We start from the raw sequence: 17413 nt of genomic DNA, 5'->3' as shown, positions 1-17413 counted from the left end.
GCAATTACGCTAAAAATAATATGATTTTGAAGAAAGGATGTGAGCTAGATGAAACAAATTAAATCAGAACAACTAGTGTCCCTATTAATGCAACAATTGAATGAGGAAAAGTTTGATTTTGAATTTGATAAAAAGCACGATAAATTACGTCTAAACCATAAAAAAATTGGTAAAGGGATGGAGCTTTCTCTGCCAGGCATATTAGCAAAATATAATGACAAGCAAGGCGCTGCAATCGATGAAGTCGTTTATACTATAGAGCAAACCTTTAATGCTATGGAGCAAGAGATAGAACAAGGATTCCAAGCTGCTACCCAAATTTATCCAGTTATTCGTGCAACATCCTACCCTCAAGCCTCGAAGGAGGGGCACGCATTCATCACTACTGAACATACAGCTGAAACACGTATTTTTTATGCGCTTGATTTAGGAAAAACCTATCGTTTTATTGATGAATCCATGTTAGAGGTACTACAATTAACATTAGAGCAAATTCGTGAAATGGCACGATTTTCCGTTAAGCAACTACCGACTGTTTACAAGAAAGATGAAGTTGCAGGGAATATTTTCTATTTTGTTAATGCGAATGATGGCTACGATGCAAGTCGTATTTTAAATGAAAGCTTTTTGAAAGAAATGCAGACTAAAGTTGAAGGTGATATGACGTTATCTGTGCCACATCAGGATGTATTAATAGTAGGTGATATTCGTAATGAAACAGGGTATGATGTATTAGCGCAGATGACGATGCATTTCTTCGCTGTCGGTACCGTACCGATTACGTCATTATCATTTATTTATGAAGATGGGGAGTTAGAACCGATCTTTATATTAGCAAAAAACAGAGTTAAAAAGGAGCAAGAGAAACAATGAATGTATTTTACAACAAAGAGCATGTAGGAGATGTATTGCTAGTACAATTAGCAACAGAATCAATCGTAAAAACAGAGGTAGAACGTGCAGGTGATATCGCTATATTAAAGGAAGCACAAACAGGTGAGATTAAAGCATTTAATTTATTTAATGCCAGCAACTATATACAAACTGATGCAAAGGGTCTAGTTGAAGTTACTCCAGAATTAGTAGCACAGCTAGAGGCAGCTATTGCGAAAAATGGAGCTGAAATCAGCCTTGATGTAGATTTTTCTGCAAAATTTGTCGTGGGCTATGTAGAAACAAAGGACAAGCATCCAAATGCTGATAAATTAAGTATTTGTTCTGTAAACGTAGGTGAGGAAACATTACAAATTGTATGTGGCGCACCAAATGTGGAAGCTGGTCAAAAGGTTGTCGTAGCAAAAATTGGTGCAGTAATGCCTTCGGGAATGCTTATTAAAGAAGGTAATTTGCGAGGTGTTGAATCATACGGTATGTTATGTTCAGCACGCGAATTAGCAATACCAAATGCACCTTCTGAAAAAGGAATTTTAGTATTACCGGAAGATGCGATAACTGGTAGTGCGTTTGAGGCACCAACTAGATAAAGCCTTCGGGAGCACTGTTAGGTGTTCTAAAGTGCAGCGACATCGGCAAATGTTTTCTGTAGCGAAAGCAAAGCGACAGCTACAAATGTTTCCTGTAGCGAAAGCAAAGCGGCAGTACAATTTGCCGAGATAAAATTGATTATATGTACTTAAAATCGTTATGCTACTAAAATGCTAGTAACATAACGATTTTTTTGTGTAGAATGAGCCTCTAAATGCAAGTTTCTATAACATTTTTATGGTATGCTTTTTGTTATAGACATTTAACTTCTTTCGGCAAATGTTTTTTTGTAGCGAAAGCGAAGCAACAGCAAAATGGTTTTATCTGTGCGAAAGCGAAGCAACAACAGCAACACCGACTGAGTAACCAACATCGTGTTGGCCCTCGTGCAGACCTAAGCACAAAGCCGATTCAGGACGCAAGTATGCCGAGGCATACTTGATTTAGTTAATGCTATTAATGAAGTGTATGAGAAATGAGTGAAACAATGTGAATTGGTTAAAAAAACAAATGAATAAATTTTTAAATAAAGATGACAATGATTATGAATATGAAGAGTTTTATGAAGACTATGAAGAAGAACAATCTGAGCAGTTACATTCATTTAAAGAATCACATATATCAAAGCAAAAAACTTTTCGTTTTCCGTTAATTGAGGATCAGGAGTTTTCAGATTCACCATCAATACCACCATCAAAAGAAGCATTCAATCAAATGGACGATTCTTACTCAGGACAAATTGAAGATTTATCGCTGCCGAGGCATTTAAAGAATCATATTGTGGATTCGAGTGTTTATGATATTGAGGTTTCAGGTATTCGGGAACTACTAGCAAATCGAACGAAGAGAACCGGTAGAACGATAGTAACACGAAGTCAGCCTGAACCAGAGAATCGTTCAAAAGCAAGTCTTGTTTTTCGAGATGCACAAAACAAGCTACCGGCTTCGCATAAAGACACGAATTATCAATCAGAAAAAACAGATGAAATTGATTTACCCGCTAACCGCAAGCGTTTTGTACCAAGTGATGTTCCGTCACCAGTCTATGGTTTTGCTAAGCCGAGCCCAATTGAGCAATTATTAGAGAAACGGAAGGAAGAGCACAACAAAGAGTTAGAAATACCTACAGTATCTAAGTCTTTAAAAGAAGCGACAACAAATGAGGCTATTGAAAATATACTAGAAGAAAAAGAGCCTATTAGCATAGTTCAGAAAGATGTACTTAACCAGCTAGAAATCCCTGAAACAATTGAAGCACCAGCAAAGCAAACGATTACTTTTGATGATAAATTAACAGAACAAACAAATCACCCAAGTGATAAATCAAAGTCGGAATTGCCTGTACCGCAAACAACTTCCTTTGCCGTAGAATTTGAAGATCAATTGAAAGAAGCCATTCAGCATGAGCTGAATGTAGAACAACTTTCAGCTGAACATTCAGAAATCCATGTGAAAGAAGTAGTTGTAGAACAACTACAAATCGAAAATTCTACCATCCACATTGGTGAAGTTACAGTTGTTCAGCCAGCAATGAATGAAGATAATGAGCAAGATGTATTGCAAGAACAATCTTTGGAAAAGAAAGAAAAAAGCGGCATTCCATTTAATGTTTTAATGCTAAAAACTGATAAAGAGAAATGGAGAATCCAACAGCAATTAAAAGATTCGAAGCCAACACCAACAATTGTTGAAGAAGGCCAAGAGGAACAGGTTTCTTCTTCTGAACGTATTAATTTAGATGAAGAACATCAATTAGTGCCATCCAATAAAGACCTTCAACAATCTATACATTTAGTGAATAGTGAGTTAGAGATGGACAATAAAACAGCGCCACAATCGACGGAGGAAAACGAGGTTTCTATTCAAAATACTGCACCATTCAATACTGCAACAGAGAGTGTATCAGTCATTACAATGGCACCAGTAACATCAATGTCTAACGTTTCGACATTAGAAAAGACAGTGATTGATATTGAGAGCTCCGACGAAATTTCAGCAACTACTGAAATGGAAGTAGAAATAACTACTGAAGAGGAGCTTACTACCGAAAATGTAGTTATTCCCGAGGAGGATTCTATTAACATAGAAGAATATCCAGAGCAACCTTCTATGGCAGATGAAATATTAGTGGAAAATCAAGTAATGGAAGTTCCTCAAAAAACAGTTCAAGTGTATCAAAAGCCAGATGATGAGTTTTTAGAGCCGCCTGAAGAAAAAACACAGGATACTGAATGGATGGAGCAACAGGGAGATACGTTGGTCGAAGCTTTGTCTTATTTCCAAATCTCAGCTCAAATAGAATCCATTATGCAAGGACCTGCCGTGACACAATTTGAAATAACAGTGAGTCATGGTACGAAGGTTAGTAAAATCCGCAATCTATCAGATGATTTGAAGCTTGCATTGGCAGCGAAAGATATCCGCATCCAAGCTCCGATTCCTGGAAAGAGCTCAATTGGCATTGAGATACCGAACCGTGTTTCTCGCGCTGTTCGATTATCAGAAGTGACAAATAGTGCTTCTTTCCTTGAGTCAGATTCACCGTTAGAAGCAGCATTGGGTCTGGATTTAACAGGGAAGCCTGTAACCATTGATTTACGAAAAATGCCACATGGCTTAATTGCTGGAGCTACAGGTTCTGGTAAATCAGTTTGTATCAATTCAATTTTGGTTAGTTTATTATATAAAGCTGCACCACATGAATTAAAGCTGATGCTTATCGATCCTAAAATGGTAGAATTAGCACCGTTTAATCATATTCCACATTTAGTTAGCCCAGTCATCACAGATGTTAAGGCTGCTACAGCTGCACTGAAATGGGCAGTGGAGGAAATGGAGCGTCGTTATCAGTTATTTGCTCATGCGGGTGCACGTGATATTACACGTTATAATGCAATTGCGGATAAAAATAATCAACATAGCTTAAAATTACCGTATATTCTAATTGTCATCGATGAATTGGCAGATTTAATGATGATGTCTCCTGCAGATGTAGAGGAAGCGATTTGTCGTATTGCGCAAAAGGCACGTGCTTGTGGTATCCATCTAATTGTTGCAACTCAAAGACCGTCTGTTGACGTTATTACAGGGCTTATTAAATCAAATATTCCTACACGTATTGCCTTTGCGGTATCTTCACAAATCGATTCGCGTACTATTTTAGATGGGCAAGGTGCAGAAAGATTACTTGGACGAGGCGATATGTTATATTTAGGTAATGGTATGTCTGCTCCGGTGCGTTTGCAGGGGACATTTGTGACAGATGATGAAATTGAAGCGATTATTGAGCATGTTCGTGAGCAAGGAGAGCCTGATTATATATTTGATCAAGAGGAACTTTTAAAGAAGACGGAGGTTTCTGCTGAGCAAGATGATCTGTTTGAGGATGTATGCCGATTTGTGTATGAGCAGGGAGGTGCTTCTACTTCTTTGGTTCAGCGCAAATACCGTATTGGCTATAATCGTGCTGCTCGTTTAATTGATATGTTGGAATCGCATGGCTTTGTGTCTGAGGCAAGAGGTAGTAAACCACGAGAAAGTTACATTACAGAAGAAGATTTAATTGCTATGTTTGAATAAGAATTGTATTGTTTTCGTATAGATTATCTTTTTCACGTCAAAATTAGTATTTTTAGAAAAGTTACACATTTATTCTTATGCATAAATAGTGCTATAATAGACAAGATGTGATGATAAGTACGTATTTTTTTGGACTTACAAAGGTATTAATACCTAATAATTAGTGGGAAAATACGATACACCTAATAGATGATAGAAGGGATATTGAATTCCCGGGGGGTTTAATTAATGACAGTTTTTCATTTCACAGGCATTAAAGGTTCTGGCATGAGTTCACTTGCACAAATCTTATTTGATGCTGGTGAACAAGTACAGGGCTCAGATGTTGATAAATATTTCTTCACGGAACAGCCGTTACGTGAGCGTAATATTCCAATTTTTACATTTAATGCAGATAATATTAAAGAAGGTATGACAGTTATTGCAGGGAACGCATTTCCTGATGACCATCCTGAATTAGAGCGTGCTCGTGAAATCGGTGTAGAAGTTATTCGCTACCATAAATTTTTAGGTGAATATATCGGAAATTATACGTCGATTGCTATTACGGGTGCACATGGTAAAACATCTACAACAGGCTTAATGGCTCATGTTGTAGGCGGCTATAAACCAACTTCCTATTTAATCGGTGATGGAACAGGCGCTGGACATGAAGATGCTAACTTCTTTGTGATGGAAGCATGTGAATACCGTCGACATTTCTTAGCTTACAATCCAGATTACGCTGTAATGACGAATATTGATTTTGACCATCCAGACTACTTTGCAAACTTAGAGGATGTTTATTCAGCCTTTCAATCATTAGCATTACAGGTAAAAAAAGCGATTATTGCTTGCGGTGATGATGAACAGCTACAACGTATTCAAGCGAAGGTGCCTGTTGTTTATTATGGATTTGGGGCTGAAAATGATTTTGAAGCTCGTAATGTTGAAAAAACAACAAAGGGTACAAAATTTGATGTATTTGTTCGCAATGAATTTTATAGTACATTCTTTATCCCGTTATTTGGAGATCATGCGGTATTAAATACTTTAGCTGTTATTACACTTTGTCAATATGAAGATATTTCACCAGACATCGTTCAAGAACGTTTAAACACATACAAAGGTGTAAAAAGACGTTTTACAGAAACGGATATTGGGAATAATGTTTTAATAGATGATTATGCACACCATCCAACAGAAATCCGTGCAACGATTCAATCAGCACGACAAAAATTTCCTGATCGTGAGCTAGTAGCTATTTTCCAACCACATACATTTACACGTACACAAGCTTTTTTACAGGATTTTGCAGATAGTCTAAGTCTTGCAGATACAGCATACTTATGTGATATTTTTGGCTCTGCAAGGGAAACACAAGGCGCACTTTCAATCCAAGATTTAGCGTCTTTAATTGAAGGCAGTGCAGTGATTACCACTGAAGGAATTGAAGTGTTAACAAAGCATAAGGGCGCAGTATTTTTATTTATGGGCGCTGGTGATGTTCACAAATTCCAAGATGCTTTTGAAGACGTGCTAAAAAACAACGAAACAGCTTAGTCCGCAAGGAATAAGCTGTTTTTTCTCAAAAATATGGAGGAATTCAGTTTTTTTTGTCGAAGATAAGGAAAGGAATAGTAAAAAGAATTTTTACTTGCAGGAGGTCTAGTTATGGAAGTTATTTTGTATATTGCAGCAATCATTGCAGCAATCGGGTTTTTAATTTTTTGTGTGAGCGTTGGAATGACATTATTTTCGCTCAAACCAATCCTTAACAGTTTAGCTGGTACATTATCGGGTATTGAAGGACAAATGGAAGGTATTACACGTGAAACGACTTCCTTACTATCTAAAACAAATAGCTTGGCAGAGGATATTCAAGAAAAATCTGAACAGTTAAATTCTGTTGTTCATGCAGTCAAAGGGATTGGCGACTCTGTGAATGGTTTAAATACATCTGTACAGCAAATTACTTCTTCAATTTCTAATAGTGTGGAACAAAATGAAGAAAAAATTGCACAGGTTGTTCAGTGGAGCAATGTCGCAATGGGCATTGCAGATAAGTGGAAGAAACGTAAAATTATCGATCAGGCCAATGAGGTGATTCATGAAGATGTTTATTCTTTTGAATCGGAGCAGCCGGAAAAATCGAAAAGAAAATGGGGCCGTAAAAAATAATTTTTCGGTAGACATTAAATGTCAACGGAATAAAAATAAAGTCTTAGGCATATGTTGAAGAATGCATCCGCGAAAGCAGATGGACAACCAATCTAAGTAAATTAGATAATAGGATGGGGAGGAATTGTTGCATGACAACTCAAAAGCCAAATTATAATGAAGTGAAGGAACAACAACTTGAAAGTTCATTACCACAGCTTTATCAACCGCAAGAATCGATTTACGAAGAGGAGCGAGTGAACATGAAGGATTTTGTTATTGGCGCATTAGTTGGGGGTATAGTAGGTGCAGCAGCAGGCTTATTACTAGCTCCGAAATCAGGAAAAGATTTGCGAAGCGATGTAGCAGTACAAGCTGTTAACTTAAAAGATAAGAGTGCAGATTTCTCGACAACTGCAAAAGATAAAACGGTTCAATTATCTAAACAAATTCAAGAACAATCTACACAATTAGTAGAGAAAGTAAAAACATTAAAATCAGCAAAAGCACCAACTGTTTTTGATGATGGTACTGTTTCTTTTGAGGGTGAAGAGCCACTGGAGGATTTCATTCCTCGTGAAGAACCTAAAGCAGAGGATGCTAGTGAATTACAAACTGAAGAAAAAAGCGAAGAAGTTCGCGCATAATAGATAAAAGGGATACGTTACAACTTATCAAAGATGTAACGTATCCCTTTTTTTAAGATATAGGCGCTTTTTCTAGTAAAATTTCTAATTTATCTCCACCGAAAATTTCCATATCGAAGCTTGCCGGTTGACCATTTCGTAAAATCGTAAAATTACCTTTAAATGTAGTAGGTAATTGCCAATTGGAGAAGCGGAACACATCTTGGTATATCCAACGACTTCGGTCTTTTTCTTCAAATGAAATTGTTGCTCCGTTTGGAACGGTTGAAAGAGGTGATACCACTACATGATTAACGAAAACTTCGTTCGCCATCTTCTTCAGCTCCAACACCTCGTTTTGAAAGTGTATGATGATTTTATCCTCAAGTAAAACATTCATTTGGTCAGCAATCCGTTGAACAGTAGGGAATGTTTGTTGCTGAAATGTAATAACATCACCATCTTGAACAGCATATGACATTTTAGAGGGTTTATCATTAATCATTAAATGAGCTGAAAACTCTGGTAAATAAAGTGGCTTTCCGTCCACTTGAATATAAAATGACTCAAATTGTTTTAATAACTCCCAATTATTTGTGAGCTTAAATACATCCTCGACTGTTTCAGCTATTTCAAACTTAACAACATCTCGATCATTTAATGCACTATCGAGTGATACAAGGGAACCATTGACGGTTATTTGTGGTTCGATTACATATTTTGTATGTTGAATTGTCACTATTTTGATGGCGGCATTATCTACAATATCTCTCACCGTAGCGTTAGCTGACTGACCGTCTTGGCCTTCGATTAACTGGATAGCATCACCTGTTTTAATCATCGTTTTAGTGGATGCCTGATGACCATTCACTAAAATTTCTGCGGGCTGACCGTGACCACCAGGGATGAAAATATCTTGTCCATTTACATTCACTGATAATCCATGTCCTGGTTTTCCATATAATTGCTTTGCTCTAATATTGGCTGCTAAAAATGCATCGGCAACAGTCATTTCCTTTAATTCAAAAAGGCGAACGACTTGTTCATTGACAGTTAGACTCATATATTGAATTGGCATTTTTTTTGCTGCAATGGCAATACCGATTGGGGTCACCAATTCAGGAGATGCTTTAATATGATCTTCCTTCGTTAAGTTTTGAATGGCGTCTATCCCTCGAACGGCAATGCGATTAGCAGGTAAATCTAGTACTAGTCCAAGTTCGGTTGTAAGATTTGGTGTTAAGCTACCTCCACCAACAAGCATTACCGCCTTAGGAGCTATTTGGTTATTAAGACGTAAAATTTCTTCACCAATGGCTTTTGCAAGTTGTTTAACAGCATGATCAATCGCTTGAAGAACTTCTTCTTTCGGATAATATTGATCAAAGCCTAAAATATCCTGAATTAATATTTCTTCTTCTGCTTGCAGTTGACGCTTCGCTTCTTCAGCAACTGGGAAGTCTAGTAAGAAGTGGTCACTTAAAGCCTCTGTTATTTCATCACCGGCTGTTGGTACCATCCCATATGCGACAACAGTACTTTTATCAGTAATGGCAATATCAGATGTACCAGCACCAATATCAACAAGCGCTACATTTAAACGACGCATTGTTGGGGGAATAAGCACATTAATAGCTGCAATAGGTTCTAATGTTAGTGCATCCATTTCTAAATCCGCGCGTTTAAGAGCCGCAATAAGTGATTCTACGACAACTCGTGGCAGGAATGTAGCAATAACTTCAATTTGTGCCTCATCACCCTGCTGATCGAGTAGGCTACCAATTTCTTCTCCATCTAAACGGTAGTATAAAACTGAATAACCAACACAATAATAGTGGCTTATTTTAGCGTCTTCTTTATGTTGAAGGAGCTGTTGCTGTGCCTGTTGAACAGCTTGTAATTCTAAACGACTTATATCTTCTTCTGTAAAGATTGGTCGATTACGTATATTGATTGTCACGCTTGCTTGCTCTGTTTTCAATGAGCGACCAGCCGCAGCGACACTCACTTTTGTTAAAGGACCATGCTTCTCTTCAAGTTCATGTTTAATTTCATTGATTAAATCTGCCACATACATGACATTATGTATTTGACCATCAACCATGGCGCGTTCTTTATGTTCTTTTACTAAAATGTCTTCCACGTGAAAGCTGTCATTATCTTCTGCTAAAATAATGCCTACTACAGAACGTGTACCGATATCAAGTGCGAATAATTTTGAACTCAATGTACTCGCTTCCTTTCTCGTAATATGTTAATATAATTATATGATTTAGCGAGTTGAAGCGCTAAATTAAAAATGCGTGACATTCTGTGCAACATTGATTATAATGTTGCTAATATCTAAAAATGTAACATACATTTCAGAGTTCTGAAAGTGTCTGTCATAGGGAGAGGAGCAAGAAAGCATGAGCCAAAAAGATTTAGAAAGTTTACGTAGTCAAATTGACGGTTTAAACTTGGAAATTCTTCGTCTAATTAACGAACGAGCAGAAGTAGTTGATGAAATCGGTAAGATTAAAGAAAAACAAGGTGTGAATCGCTATGATCCATTACGTGAACGACACATGCTTGATCTTATTAAAGAGCACAATCAAGGTCCATTAAACCAAATGACGGTTGATTATATATTTAAGCAAATCTTTAAAACAGCTTTAAAACAACTTGAAGCGGATAAGAAAAAAGAATTACTGGTATCTCGCAAGAAAAAATCAGAAGATACTGTCATTAATGTGAATGGTGAGCTAATTGGCCAAGGAAAACCATCTTTCGTATTTGGACCTTGTGCTGTAGAATCATACGAGCAGGTAGCAGCAGTAGCAGAATCTATTAAAGCAAAAGGTGAAAAATTAATTCGTGGCGGTGCATATAAACCACGTACTTCTCCATATGACTTCCAAGGTCTTGGTTTAGAAGGACTTAAAATTTTAAAACGTGTATCTGAGGAATACGGTTTAGGTGTTATTACAGAAATCGTTACACCGGGTCATTTAGAGGAAGCTTTAGATTACATCGATGTTATCCAAATTGGTGCACGTAATATGCAAAACTTCGAATTATTAAAAGCAGCGGGTGCAACAAATAAACCTGTACTTTTAAAACGAGGCTTAGCAGCGACAATTGATGAATTTATTCATGCAGCAGAATACATTATGTCTAAAGGAAATGAGAACATCATTCTTTGTGAGCGTGGTATTCGTACTTACGAAAAAGCAACTCGTAACACATTAGATATTTCTGCTGTACCAATTTTAAAACAAGAAACGCATTTACCAGTATTTGTAGACGTAACGCATTCAACAGGTCGTCGTGATTTACTATTACCATGTGCTAAGGCAGCAATTGCTATTGGAGCTGATGGCGTTATGGCAGAGGTGCATCCAGATCCATCTGTAGCACTTTCTGATTCACAACAACAAATGGATATTCCAACATTTGATGCTTTCTACCAAACACTACAAAATTTCATGAAGAGCCATGAAATCAATGCATAATTGTTTGATACACCGCTTGCTTTAATTAGCAGGCGGTGTTTACTATATAGTGACAAAATAATGACTAGAAAAGTACTATTTGTACTTGGTTTTTCTTTTCATATACATACTGCTTCTTGAAAAGAATACGAAAATTATCGTATTATAAGGCTATAATAGGAAAAAAGGGAGGCACGTACGATGACTGTTACAATTTATGATGTTGCAAGAGAAGCAAATGTTTCTATGGCAACAGTCTCTCGTGTAGTCAATGGTAACCAAAACGTAAAACCGGCAACACGAAAAAAAGTATTAGAAGTAATTGAACGATTAGAGTACCGTCCAAACGCGGTAGCGCGAGGATTAGCGAGTAAGAAAACAACAACAGTTGGCGTGATTATCCCAGATATTGCAAACAACGTTTATGCGGAGCTGGCACGTGGCGTGGAGGATATTGCAACAATGTATCGTTACAATATTATTTTAGCCAACTCAGATCAACATGAAGATAAAGAGCTTCAGCTACTGGATACAATGCTGGGAAAACAGGTTGATGGTATTGTCATGATGAGTGATGAAGTAACTGAAAAAATGCAACAAACTATGGATCATTCACCTGTACCAATTGTGCTTGCAGGTTCAGTAGATGAATCGCAAACAATTGCGACTGTTAACATTGATTATTACCAAGCAGCTTATGAGGCGATTACATTACTTATTCAAAATGGCCATAAGCGAATCGCTTTCGTAACAGGTCCGCTTACGTATACTATTAATGGAAAATTCAAACTTGAAGCTTATAAAAAAGCCTTACAAGACGCAGGTTTACCTATAGATGAATCGCTAATTGCTGCAGAAGAATCTAGTTATGATATGGGATTAGAGGCGTGGGAAACTTTATCTTCACTTGAAAATCCTCCTACTGCTTATTTTGCAGGTAGTGATGAATTAGCAATTGGATTGATTCATGGTGCACAGGATGCAGGCAAAGATGTACCTGAAGATATCGAAGTGATCAGCTTTGAAAATTCAAAATTAGCACGCATGGTTCGTCCACAGCTAACAAGTGTCGCGTTACCACTGTACGATATTGGTGCTGTAGCAATGCGTTTGCTGACAAAATTGATGAACAAAGAGCCTGTTGAGGACGAAGCGGTTATTTTACCTCATCGTATTGAACATCGACAATCTGTCAAAAGTAAATAATAGTACTTAACACGTAAATCTGTTCAGGATTTACGTGTTTTTATGTAAACGGATAGATGACTGAGAGCAAACGAAAAAGCCCCACGATTGTCGTGAGGCATAGTGTTAAGTGCGTTTTTCATTGCGAATTATATGTAGCACTTTGGTTAGCATTTGTGCATTTTTTTCTTCAATCTCAGCCTTTCGAGGAATTGGTTCATACAATGGATTTGGATCCTCCCAAGTTGGGATAAAAGGCACTGGTGCTTCAGGCTGCCAACGATCTAACCATGCTTGAGGTAGAGGACCTGTCGGTAATTGCTGATCTGTCATTTCAAGCCATAGCATAGACCATGCACGAGGCACAACACGCCAAATATCGTAACCACCACCGCCAACGGCAATCCATTTCCCCCCACAATATTCATGTGCTAATTTATGCGCAAGCTTTGGAATTTCTCTATAAATATTCATTGTCCCATATAAATGAGTTAATGGATCGAAAAAATGTGCATCTGCGCCGTTTTGCGTTAGCACAACATCCGGCTTGAAAAATTCAAAGACTTCTCGCATAGCCTTTTCATATATTTCTAGGAAACTCTCATCTTCTGTAAAAGCATCAATTGGAAAATTAAAAGAAGTACCATAGCCCTGTCCATTTCCGCGCTCTGTAATATTACCAGTTCCGGGGAAAAGATAGCGGCCAGTTTCATGTATAGACAATGTACAAACATCTGGATCTTCATAAAAACTCCATTGCACCCCATCCCCATGATGGGCATCCGTATCCACATAAAGTACACGAGCATTATATTTTTCCTGCAAATAGCGAATGGCTACTGTACTATCGTTATAAATACAAAAACCTGATGCACGGCCGCGGAAGCCGTGATGTAGCCCTCCACCTAGATTGAGGGCGTGCTCGGCTTTTCCTTCCATAACATAATCGACAGCAGTTAGTGTTCCACCGACAAGCTGTGCACTTGCTTCATGCATATTTTCAAAAATGGGTGTATCTTCGGTACCTATGCCGTAGCTTTCACATTGTGCCTCTGAAAGCTCACCATGTCCTGCTCTTTTAACGATATCAATATATTTTGGATCATGGGCAAGTAAAAGCTCCTCCTCTGTTGCGACGCGAGCCGGAACAATATCTAAATCATCGAGAGCATCAATATTCTTTAACAAATCCATTGTAAGCGTCAAGCGTTTATGATTGAAAGGATGGGTATCTGAAAATTTATATCCGAGTTGCTCTGGCGAGTAAACAAATACTGCTTTTTTCATTGTAATGAAACACCTGGTAAATTAGGCCATAATACATCAAATCCTTCTTTACGAAGATCTTCAATCATAGCTAGTGGATTCAATGTTTTTACTCGGATACTTAAAATTTTGTTTTGAGTATTTTCAGAATCAGGATAAACTAAGACGCTTTGGACATTTACATGATGTTCATGAAAAATCTTTGTAATCTCAAATAATATTCCTGGCGTATCGGAAACACGAATTTCAATTTTAGAGCCAGGTTCAGTGGCACCAGTTAACTCTATATATGTGTAGAGTAAATCGGTGGTAGTCACAATTCCAACTAATTTTCCTCCAGAGACAATTGGTAAGCAACCTACTTTGGATTCATAAAAAGTAAGGGCTACTTCTTCTACAAAATCAAGTGGATGACCGACAAGTGGTTTTTTAATCATAATTTCTTCCACTTTTGCATTAAAAACTGGAGAATTCGGTTCATCCCGTAACGAGGAAGGTAAGGCTTCTTTAATATTTCGTTCAGTGATAACTCCAAGAACGTGTTGCTCCTCATCTACAACTGGCACATGACGTACTTTTTTCTCACGCATTAACTTTAGCGCTTCAAACACTGTATTTTTCGGAGCCAGCGTGTAGGGCTCATCATTCATTATTTCTTCTACGATCATATACTCATCCCCTTTGTGTTGGTTTTAATACATGAAGCGATTTCTAAAACGAAGTCTATCAAATCTTTCCATTGTCTCAGGAGGCACACGTTTCCCTTCACGTGCCATCAGGCAGTTAGCTGGATGTGATGTAATTTCAGGGTCATCTGTAGCAAAATATTCGAAGTTAGCAGAGCCCATCATTTTCTCCATCATTTTGCGATAATCCCAAACATTTAAACCAGTCCCTTTTAAATCCCAATGCCAATAATATTCTGTAGTGATAACAAGATAGTCTTCCATTTCATCTCCCGTAAAAGACACGGCTAGTAGTGCCTTACCAGCACCAGTACCACGATATTCTGGAATGACTTCAATGGCTCCTAGCTCAATCATGTTATCAATTCGATCCTCCGCCCATCGTTCGAGTGGATCAGGATATAGATAAGTGACGTAGCCTACAATAATGTTTTCATTTCGAATAATAATAATTCGCCCTTCAGGAAGTCCTGCAATTTCTATAATGGCTTGCTGCTGTTGCTTTGGAGGTCTAAAAGCAACCAAGCCTTCGTGGAATGAATATGTAGCTAATTTTTCTGGAGGAACAGGTCCTTCCACATACACAGTACCATGCTTTGTTTCCTTTGTGACAGAAAAAAAAGTTTTTTTATGTTCCATAATTACACCACCTGAGTTTAATAATTCCATTATAGCTGATTTCTTGCGGAAAAACGCTTATTTTTGCAAAATATACCTGTGTTTTTGGAAAAATAAAAATATTAAGACATTTTTGGTGAATTCGTGTAAAATATATTTATATTGCATCTGTTATTTAACAGATGACTGTAGTGTGAATAAGCGTTCGCTAATTTCGTGCTACATGAACTGTTGTATAACAAGTGCTGCGTAACGTAGTTGTCTTTGGAGAAGGTAGCGGATTTTGAAGGGGGAAAATAATGAAATTACAATTTAACTTCTTTCAGCGGTAGTCTCCCACCTATATAGGTGGTGAAATGAATGCGGGTTTAAATTACTTTTCAACGGATGTCCAAACACCTGCTGAAAGAAGTTAAAGCCTCCGGCGGATGTCACGGAATCGGAACGGAGTTAATAAAGGATGTTAGCCTAATATCATCGCATCCATGCGATAACGGCTAACTGACCTGCATCCAGCAGGCCTGAGCACAAAGCCGATTCCGGCCGCAATTATGCCGAGGCATAATTGATAATTTGCTTACTAATGTACTAAAGCAATAGCAAAGAAAGGGGTAGTTTCATGGGGATGAAAATGATGGAGAAGTTGAATGCTTTACCGGGGCAATATAATTTACCTAATTATGAGAAAGCTGCAGCAACACATGATTGGAGAGAGACAGAAAAGGGATTTAGTTGGTATGAAACAGGGCTTGTGAATATGGCGTATGAGGCAATCGATCGTCATACGGAAACGCATCGAAAAAACAAAGTTGCACTTTATTTTAATGATGGTAAGCGTAAAGAGACTTATTCTTTCGATGAAATGAAAAAGCTGACAAATAAAGCTGCAAATGTTTTTAAGGCAGCAACAAATTTAGAAAAAGGTGATCGATTATTTATTTTCATGCCACGCTCACCGGAGCTTTATTTTTCATTATTAGGCGCATTGAAAATGGGTGTTATTGTAGGTCCATTGTTCGAGGCATTTATGGAAGGTGCTGTTTACGACAGACTTGCAGATAGTGAAGCTAAAGTATTAGTGACGACACCAGAGTTGCTTGAACGAGTACCTTTAGAAAAGCTACCACATTTACAGCACGTCTTTTTAGTAGGATCTGATATAGAGGAAACAACCCAAATTTTAGATTTTAATAGACGCTTGAAAGAGGCATCTTCTCAATTTGACATTGAATGGGTGGACAGAGAGGATGGTATGATTCTTCATTATACTTCTGGATCAACTGGAGCACCAAAGGGCGTATTGCATGTTCATAACGCAATGCTTCAACAATATCAATCCACACAATGGGTACTAGATTTACGTGAAGATGATATTTACTGGTGTACGGCTGATCCAGGATGGGTAACAGGCACAGCATATGGCATTTTTGGTCCATGGTTAAATGGTGTCACAATGCTAATTGTTGGTGGAAGATTCTCACCACAAGCTTGGTACCAAGCAATTGAGGATTATAGTGTAACAGTTTGGTATAGTGCACCAACAGCATTCAGAATGTTAATGGGTGCTGGTAGTGGCATGCTAGAAAATTATAATCTATCTTCTTTACGTCATATTTTATCTGTTGGTGAGCCGTTAAATCCAGAGGTAATTCGTTGGGGGATTGATGAGCTAGGTCACCGTATTCATGATACATGGTGGATGACAGAAACCGGTGCACATATGATTTGTAACTATCCTTCAATGGATATTAAGCCAGGATCAATGGGTAAACCATTACCAGGTATTCATGCAACGATTGTTGATGATGCTGGTAATGAAGTACCACCTTTTACAATGGGGAATTTAGCAATCCGACGTGGATGGCCATCAATGATGCGTCAAATTTGGGGAAATCCAGAGCGTTATGAATCCTATTTTTTAAAAGGTGAATGGTATGTGTCTGGGGACTCTGCCTATATGGATGATGATGGTTACTTCTGGTTCCAAGGGCGTGTAGATGATGTTATTATGACAGCTGGTGAGCGGGTAGGTCCTTTCGAGGTAGAAAGTAAGCTACTAGAGCATCCTGATATAGTCGAGGCAGGAGTAATCGGAAAGCCAGATCCTGTACGAGGTGAAATTATTAAAGCCTTTGTATCATTACGTGAGGATGTTGAACCTTCAGCTGCATTGATTGAGGATATTCGTAATTTTGTCAAAAAGGGTTTATCTGCACACGCAGCACCACGAGAAATCGAATTTAAAGATAAGCTACCAAAAACCCGAAGTGGTAAGATTATGCGTCGTGTGTTAAAGGCGTGGGAGTTAAATTTACCAACTGGTGATTTATCTACGATGGAAGATTAATATTGTAGT

General features: G+C 37.9%; 14 protein-coding genes. 10 read left to right on the top strand and 4 right to left on the bottom strand.

The window, feature by feature from the left end; genetic code table 11:
• Positions 1-48: 48 nt before the first annotated feature.
• The 7 genes from ACQKMV_RS18540 to ACQKMV_RS18510 all read left to right on the top strand — a co-directional run bounded on the left by ACQKMV_RS18540 (position 49) and on the right by ACQKMV_RS18510 (position 7850).
• Positions 49-873 (top strand): DUF1444 domain-containing protein, encoded by an 825-nt coding sequence (locus ACQKMV_RS18540; protein WP_427505719.1) that lies wholly within the window; start codon positions 49-51, stop codon positions 871-873.
• Complete coding sequence (gene ytpR, locus ACQKMV_RS18535) at positions 870-1484, top strand: YtpR family tRNA-binding protein (RefSeq protein WP_427505718.1); 615 nt, start codon at positions 870-872, stop codon at positions 1482-1484. Before ACQKMV_RS18540 ends, ytpR begins: the two co-directional genes overlap by 4 nt.
• A 215-nt stretch (positions 1485-1699) precedes the next feature.
• On the top strand, positions 1700-1927 hold the full coding sequence (locus ACQKMV_RS18530) for a hypothetical protein (protein WP_427505717.1): 228 nt from the start codon (positions 1700-1702) through the stop codon (positions 1925-1927).
• Positions 1928-1974: 47 nt separating this feature from the next.
• Positions 1975-5064: a DNA translocase FtsK gene (locus ACQKMV_RS18525; RefSeq protein WP_427505715.1), complete on the top strand. Its 3090-nt coding sequence runs from the start codon at positions 1975-1977 to the stop codon at positions 5062-5064.
• A 228-nt stretch (positions 5065-5292) separates the two neighbouring features.
• Positions 5293-6606: a UDP-N-acetylmuramate--L-alanine ligase gene (murC, locus tag ACQKMV_RS18520; protein WP_427505714.1), complete on the top strand. Its 1314-nt coding sequence runs from the start codon at positions 5293-5295 to the stop codon at positions 6604-6606.
• A 111-nt stretch (positions 6607-6717) separates the two neighbouring features.
• The gene (locus ACQKMV_RS18515; protein ID WP_427505712.1) at positions 6718-7224 is read left to right on the top strand and encodes a DUF948 domain-containing protein; all 507 of its coding nucleotides are present in this window, start codon (positions 6718-6720) and stop codon (positions 7222-7224) included.
• A gap of 131 nt (positions 7225-7355) precedes the next feature.
• Positions 7356-7850 (top strand): YtxH domain-containing protein, encoded by a 495-nt coding sequence (locus ACQKMV_RS18510; RefSeq protein WP_427505711.1) that lies wholly within the window; start codon positions 7356-7358, stop codon positions 7848-7850.
• A gap of 52 nt (positions 7851-7902) precedes the next feature.
• On the opposite strand, the gene ACQKMV_RS18505 is transcribed toward ACQKMV_RS18510, so the two are convergent.
• On the bottom strand, positions 7903-10056 hold the full coding sequence (locus tag ACQKMV_RS18505; RefSeq protein WP_427505709.1) for a cell division FtsA domain-containing protein: 2154 nt from the start codon (positions 10054-10056) through the stop codon (positions 7903-7905).
• A 181-nt stretch (positions 10057-10237) separates the two neighbouring features.
• Between ACQKMV_RS18505 and ACQKMV_RS18500 the strand changes: the two genes are divergently transcribed.
• Complete coding sequence (locus tag ACQKMV_RS18500; RefSeq protein WP_427425538.1) at positions 10238-11323, top strand: bifunctional 3-deoxy-7-phosphoheptulonate synthase/chorismate mutase; 1086 nt, start codon at positions 10238-10240, stop codon at positions 11321-11323.
• Between the two features lie 180 nt (positions 11324-11503).
• A complete protein-coding gene (gene ccpA / locus ACQKMV_RS18495; protein ID WP_049667456.1) occupies positions 11504-12508 on the top strand; it encodes a catabolite control protein A in 1005 nt (334 codons plus the stop codon).
• Positions 12509-12613: 105 nt separating this feature from the next.
• Here the strand turns inward: ccpA and ACQKMV_RS18490 are convergent, their stop codons facing one another.
• Genes ACQKMV_RS18490 through ACQKMV_RS18480 form a run of 3 tightly spaced genes read right to left on the bottom strand, consistent with a single transcriptional unit; the run spans position 12614 to position 15078 of the window.
• Positions 12614-13774, bottom strand: coding sequence for an acetoin utilization protein AcuC (locus tag ACQKMV_RS18490; protein ID WP_427505707.1), 1161 nt, complete (start codon positions 13772-13774; stop codon positions 12614-12616).
• Positions 13771-14421 carry an acetoin utilization AcuB family protein gene (locus tag ACQKMV_RS18485; protein ID WP_427505706.1) on the bottom strand — a complete coding sequence of 217 codons (651 nt, stop codon included), beginning with the start codon at positions 14419-14421 and terminating at the stop codon, positions 13771-13773. Before ACQKMV_RS18485 ends, ACQKMV_RS18490 begins: the two co-directional genes overlap by 4 nt.
• 24 nt (positions 14422-14445) lie before the next feature.
• Positions 14446-15078, bottom strand: coding sequence for a GNAT family N-acetyltransferase (locus tag ACQKMV_RS18480; RefSeq protein WP_427505704.1), 633 nt, complete (start codon positions 15076-15078; stop codon positions 14446-14448).
• A gap of 598 nt (positions 15079-15676) precedes the next feature.
• Here ACQKMV_RS18480 and acsA point away from each other — a divergent pair.
• Entirely contained in the window at positions 15677-17404 is a 1728-nt protein-coding gene (gene acsA, locus ACQKMV_RS18475; protein WP_427505703.1) for an acetate--CoA ligase, read from the top strand.
• Positions 17405-17413: the final 9 nt, after the last annotated feature.

Origin of the sequence: Lysinibacillus sp. NPDC094403 (assembly GCF_050278745.1) — a bacterium.
In the GTDB taxonomy this organism is placed as follows: Bacteria; Bacillota; Bacilli; order Bacillales_A; family Planococcaceae; genus Lysinibacillus.
This window is presented reverse-complemented; position numbering and strand designations above follow the sequence as displayed.

Excerpts from the sequence above, each read along its gene's own strand:
- ACQKMV_RS18540 (WP_427505719.1), top strand. The coding sequence starts at position 49 with ATGAAACAAATTAAATCAGAACAACTAGTGTCCCTATTAATGCAACAA.
- ytpR (WP_427505718.1), top strand. The coding sequence starts at position 870 with ATGAATGTATTTTACAACAAAGAGCATGTAGGAGATGTATTGCTAGTA.
- ACQKMV_RS18530 (WP_427505717.1), top strand. The coding sequence starts at position 1,700 with ATGCAAGTTTCTATAACATTTTTATGGTATGCTTTTTGTTATAGACAT.
- murC (WP_427505714.1), top strand. The coding sequence starts at position 5,293 with ATGACAGTTTTTCATTTCACAGGCATTAAAGGTTCTGGCATGAGTTCA.
- ACQKMV_RS18515 (WP_427505712.1), top strand. The coding sequence starts at position 6,718 with ATGGAAGTTATTTTGTATATTGCAGCAATCATTGCAGCAATCGGGTTT.
- ACQKMV_RS18510 (WP_427505711.1), top strand. The coding sequence starts at position 7,356 with ATGACAACTCAAAAGCCAAATTATAATGAAGTGAAGGAACAACAACTT.
- ACQKMV_RS18500 (WP_427425538.1), top strand. The coding sequence starts at position 10,238 with ATGAGCCAAAAAGATTTAGAAAGTTTACGTAGTCAAATTGACGGTTTA.
- ccpA (WP_049667456.1), top strand. The coding sequence starts at position 11,504 with ATGACTGTTACAATTTATGATGTTGCAAGAGAAGCAAATGTTTCTATG.
- ACQKMV_RS18490 (WP_427505707.1), bottom strand. The coding sequence starts at position 13,774 with ATGAAAAAAGCAGTATTTGTTTACTCGCCAGAGCAACTCGGATATAAA.
- ACQKMV_RS18485 (WP_427505706.1), bottom strand. The coding sequence starts at position 14,421 with ATGATCGTAGAAGAAATAATGAATGATGAGCCCTACACGCTGGCTCCG.
- ACQKMV_RS18480 (WP_427505704.1), bottom strand. The coding sequence starts at position 15,078 with ATGGAACATAAAAAAACTTTTTTTTCTGTCACAAAGGAAACAAAGCAT.
- acsA (WP_427505703.1), top strand. The coding sequence starts at position 15,677 with ATGGGGATGAAAATGATGGAGAAGTTGAATGCTTTACCGGGGCAATAT.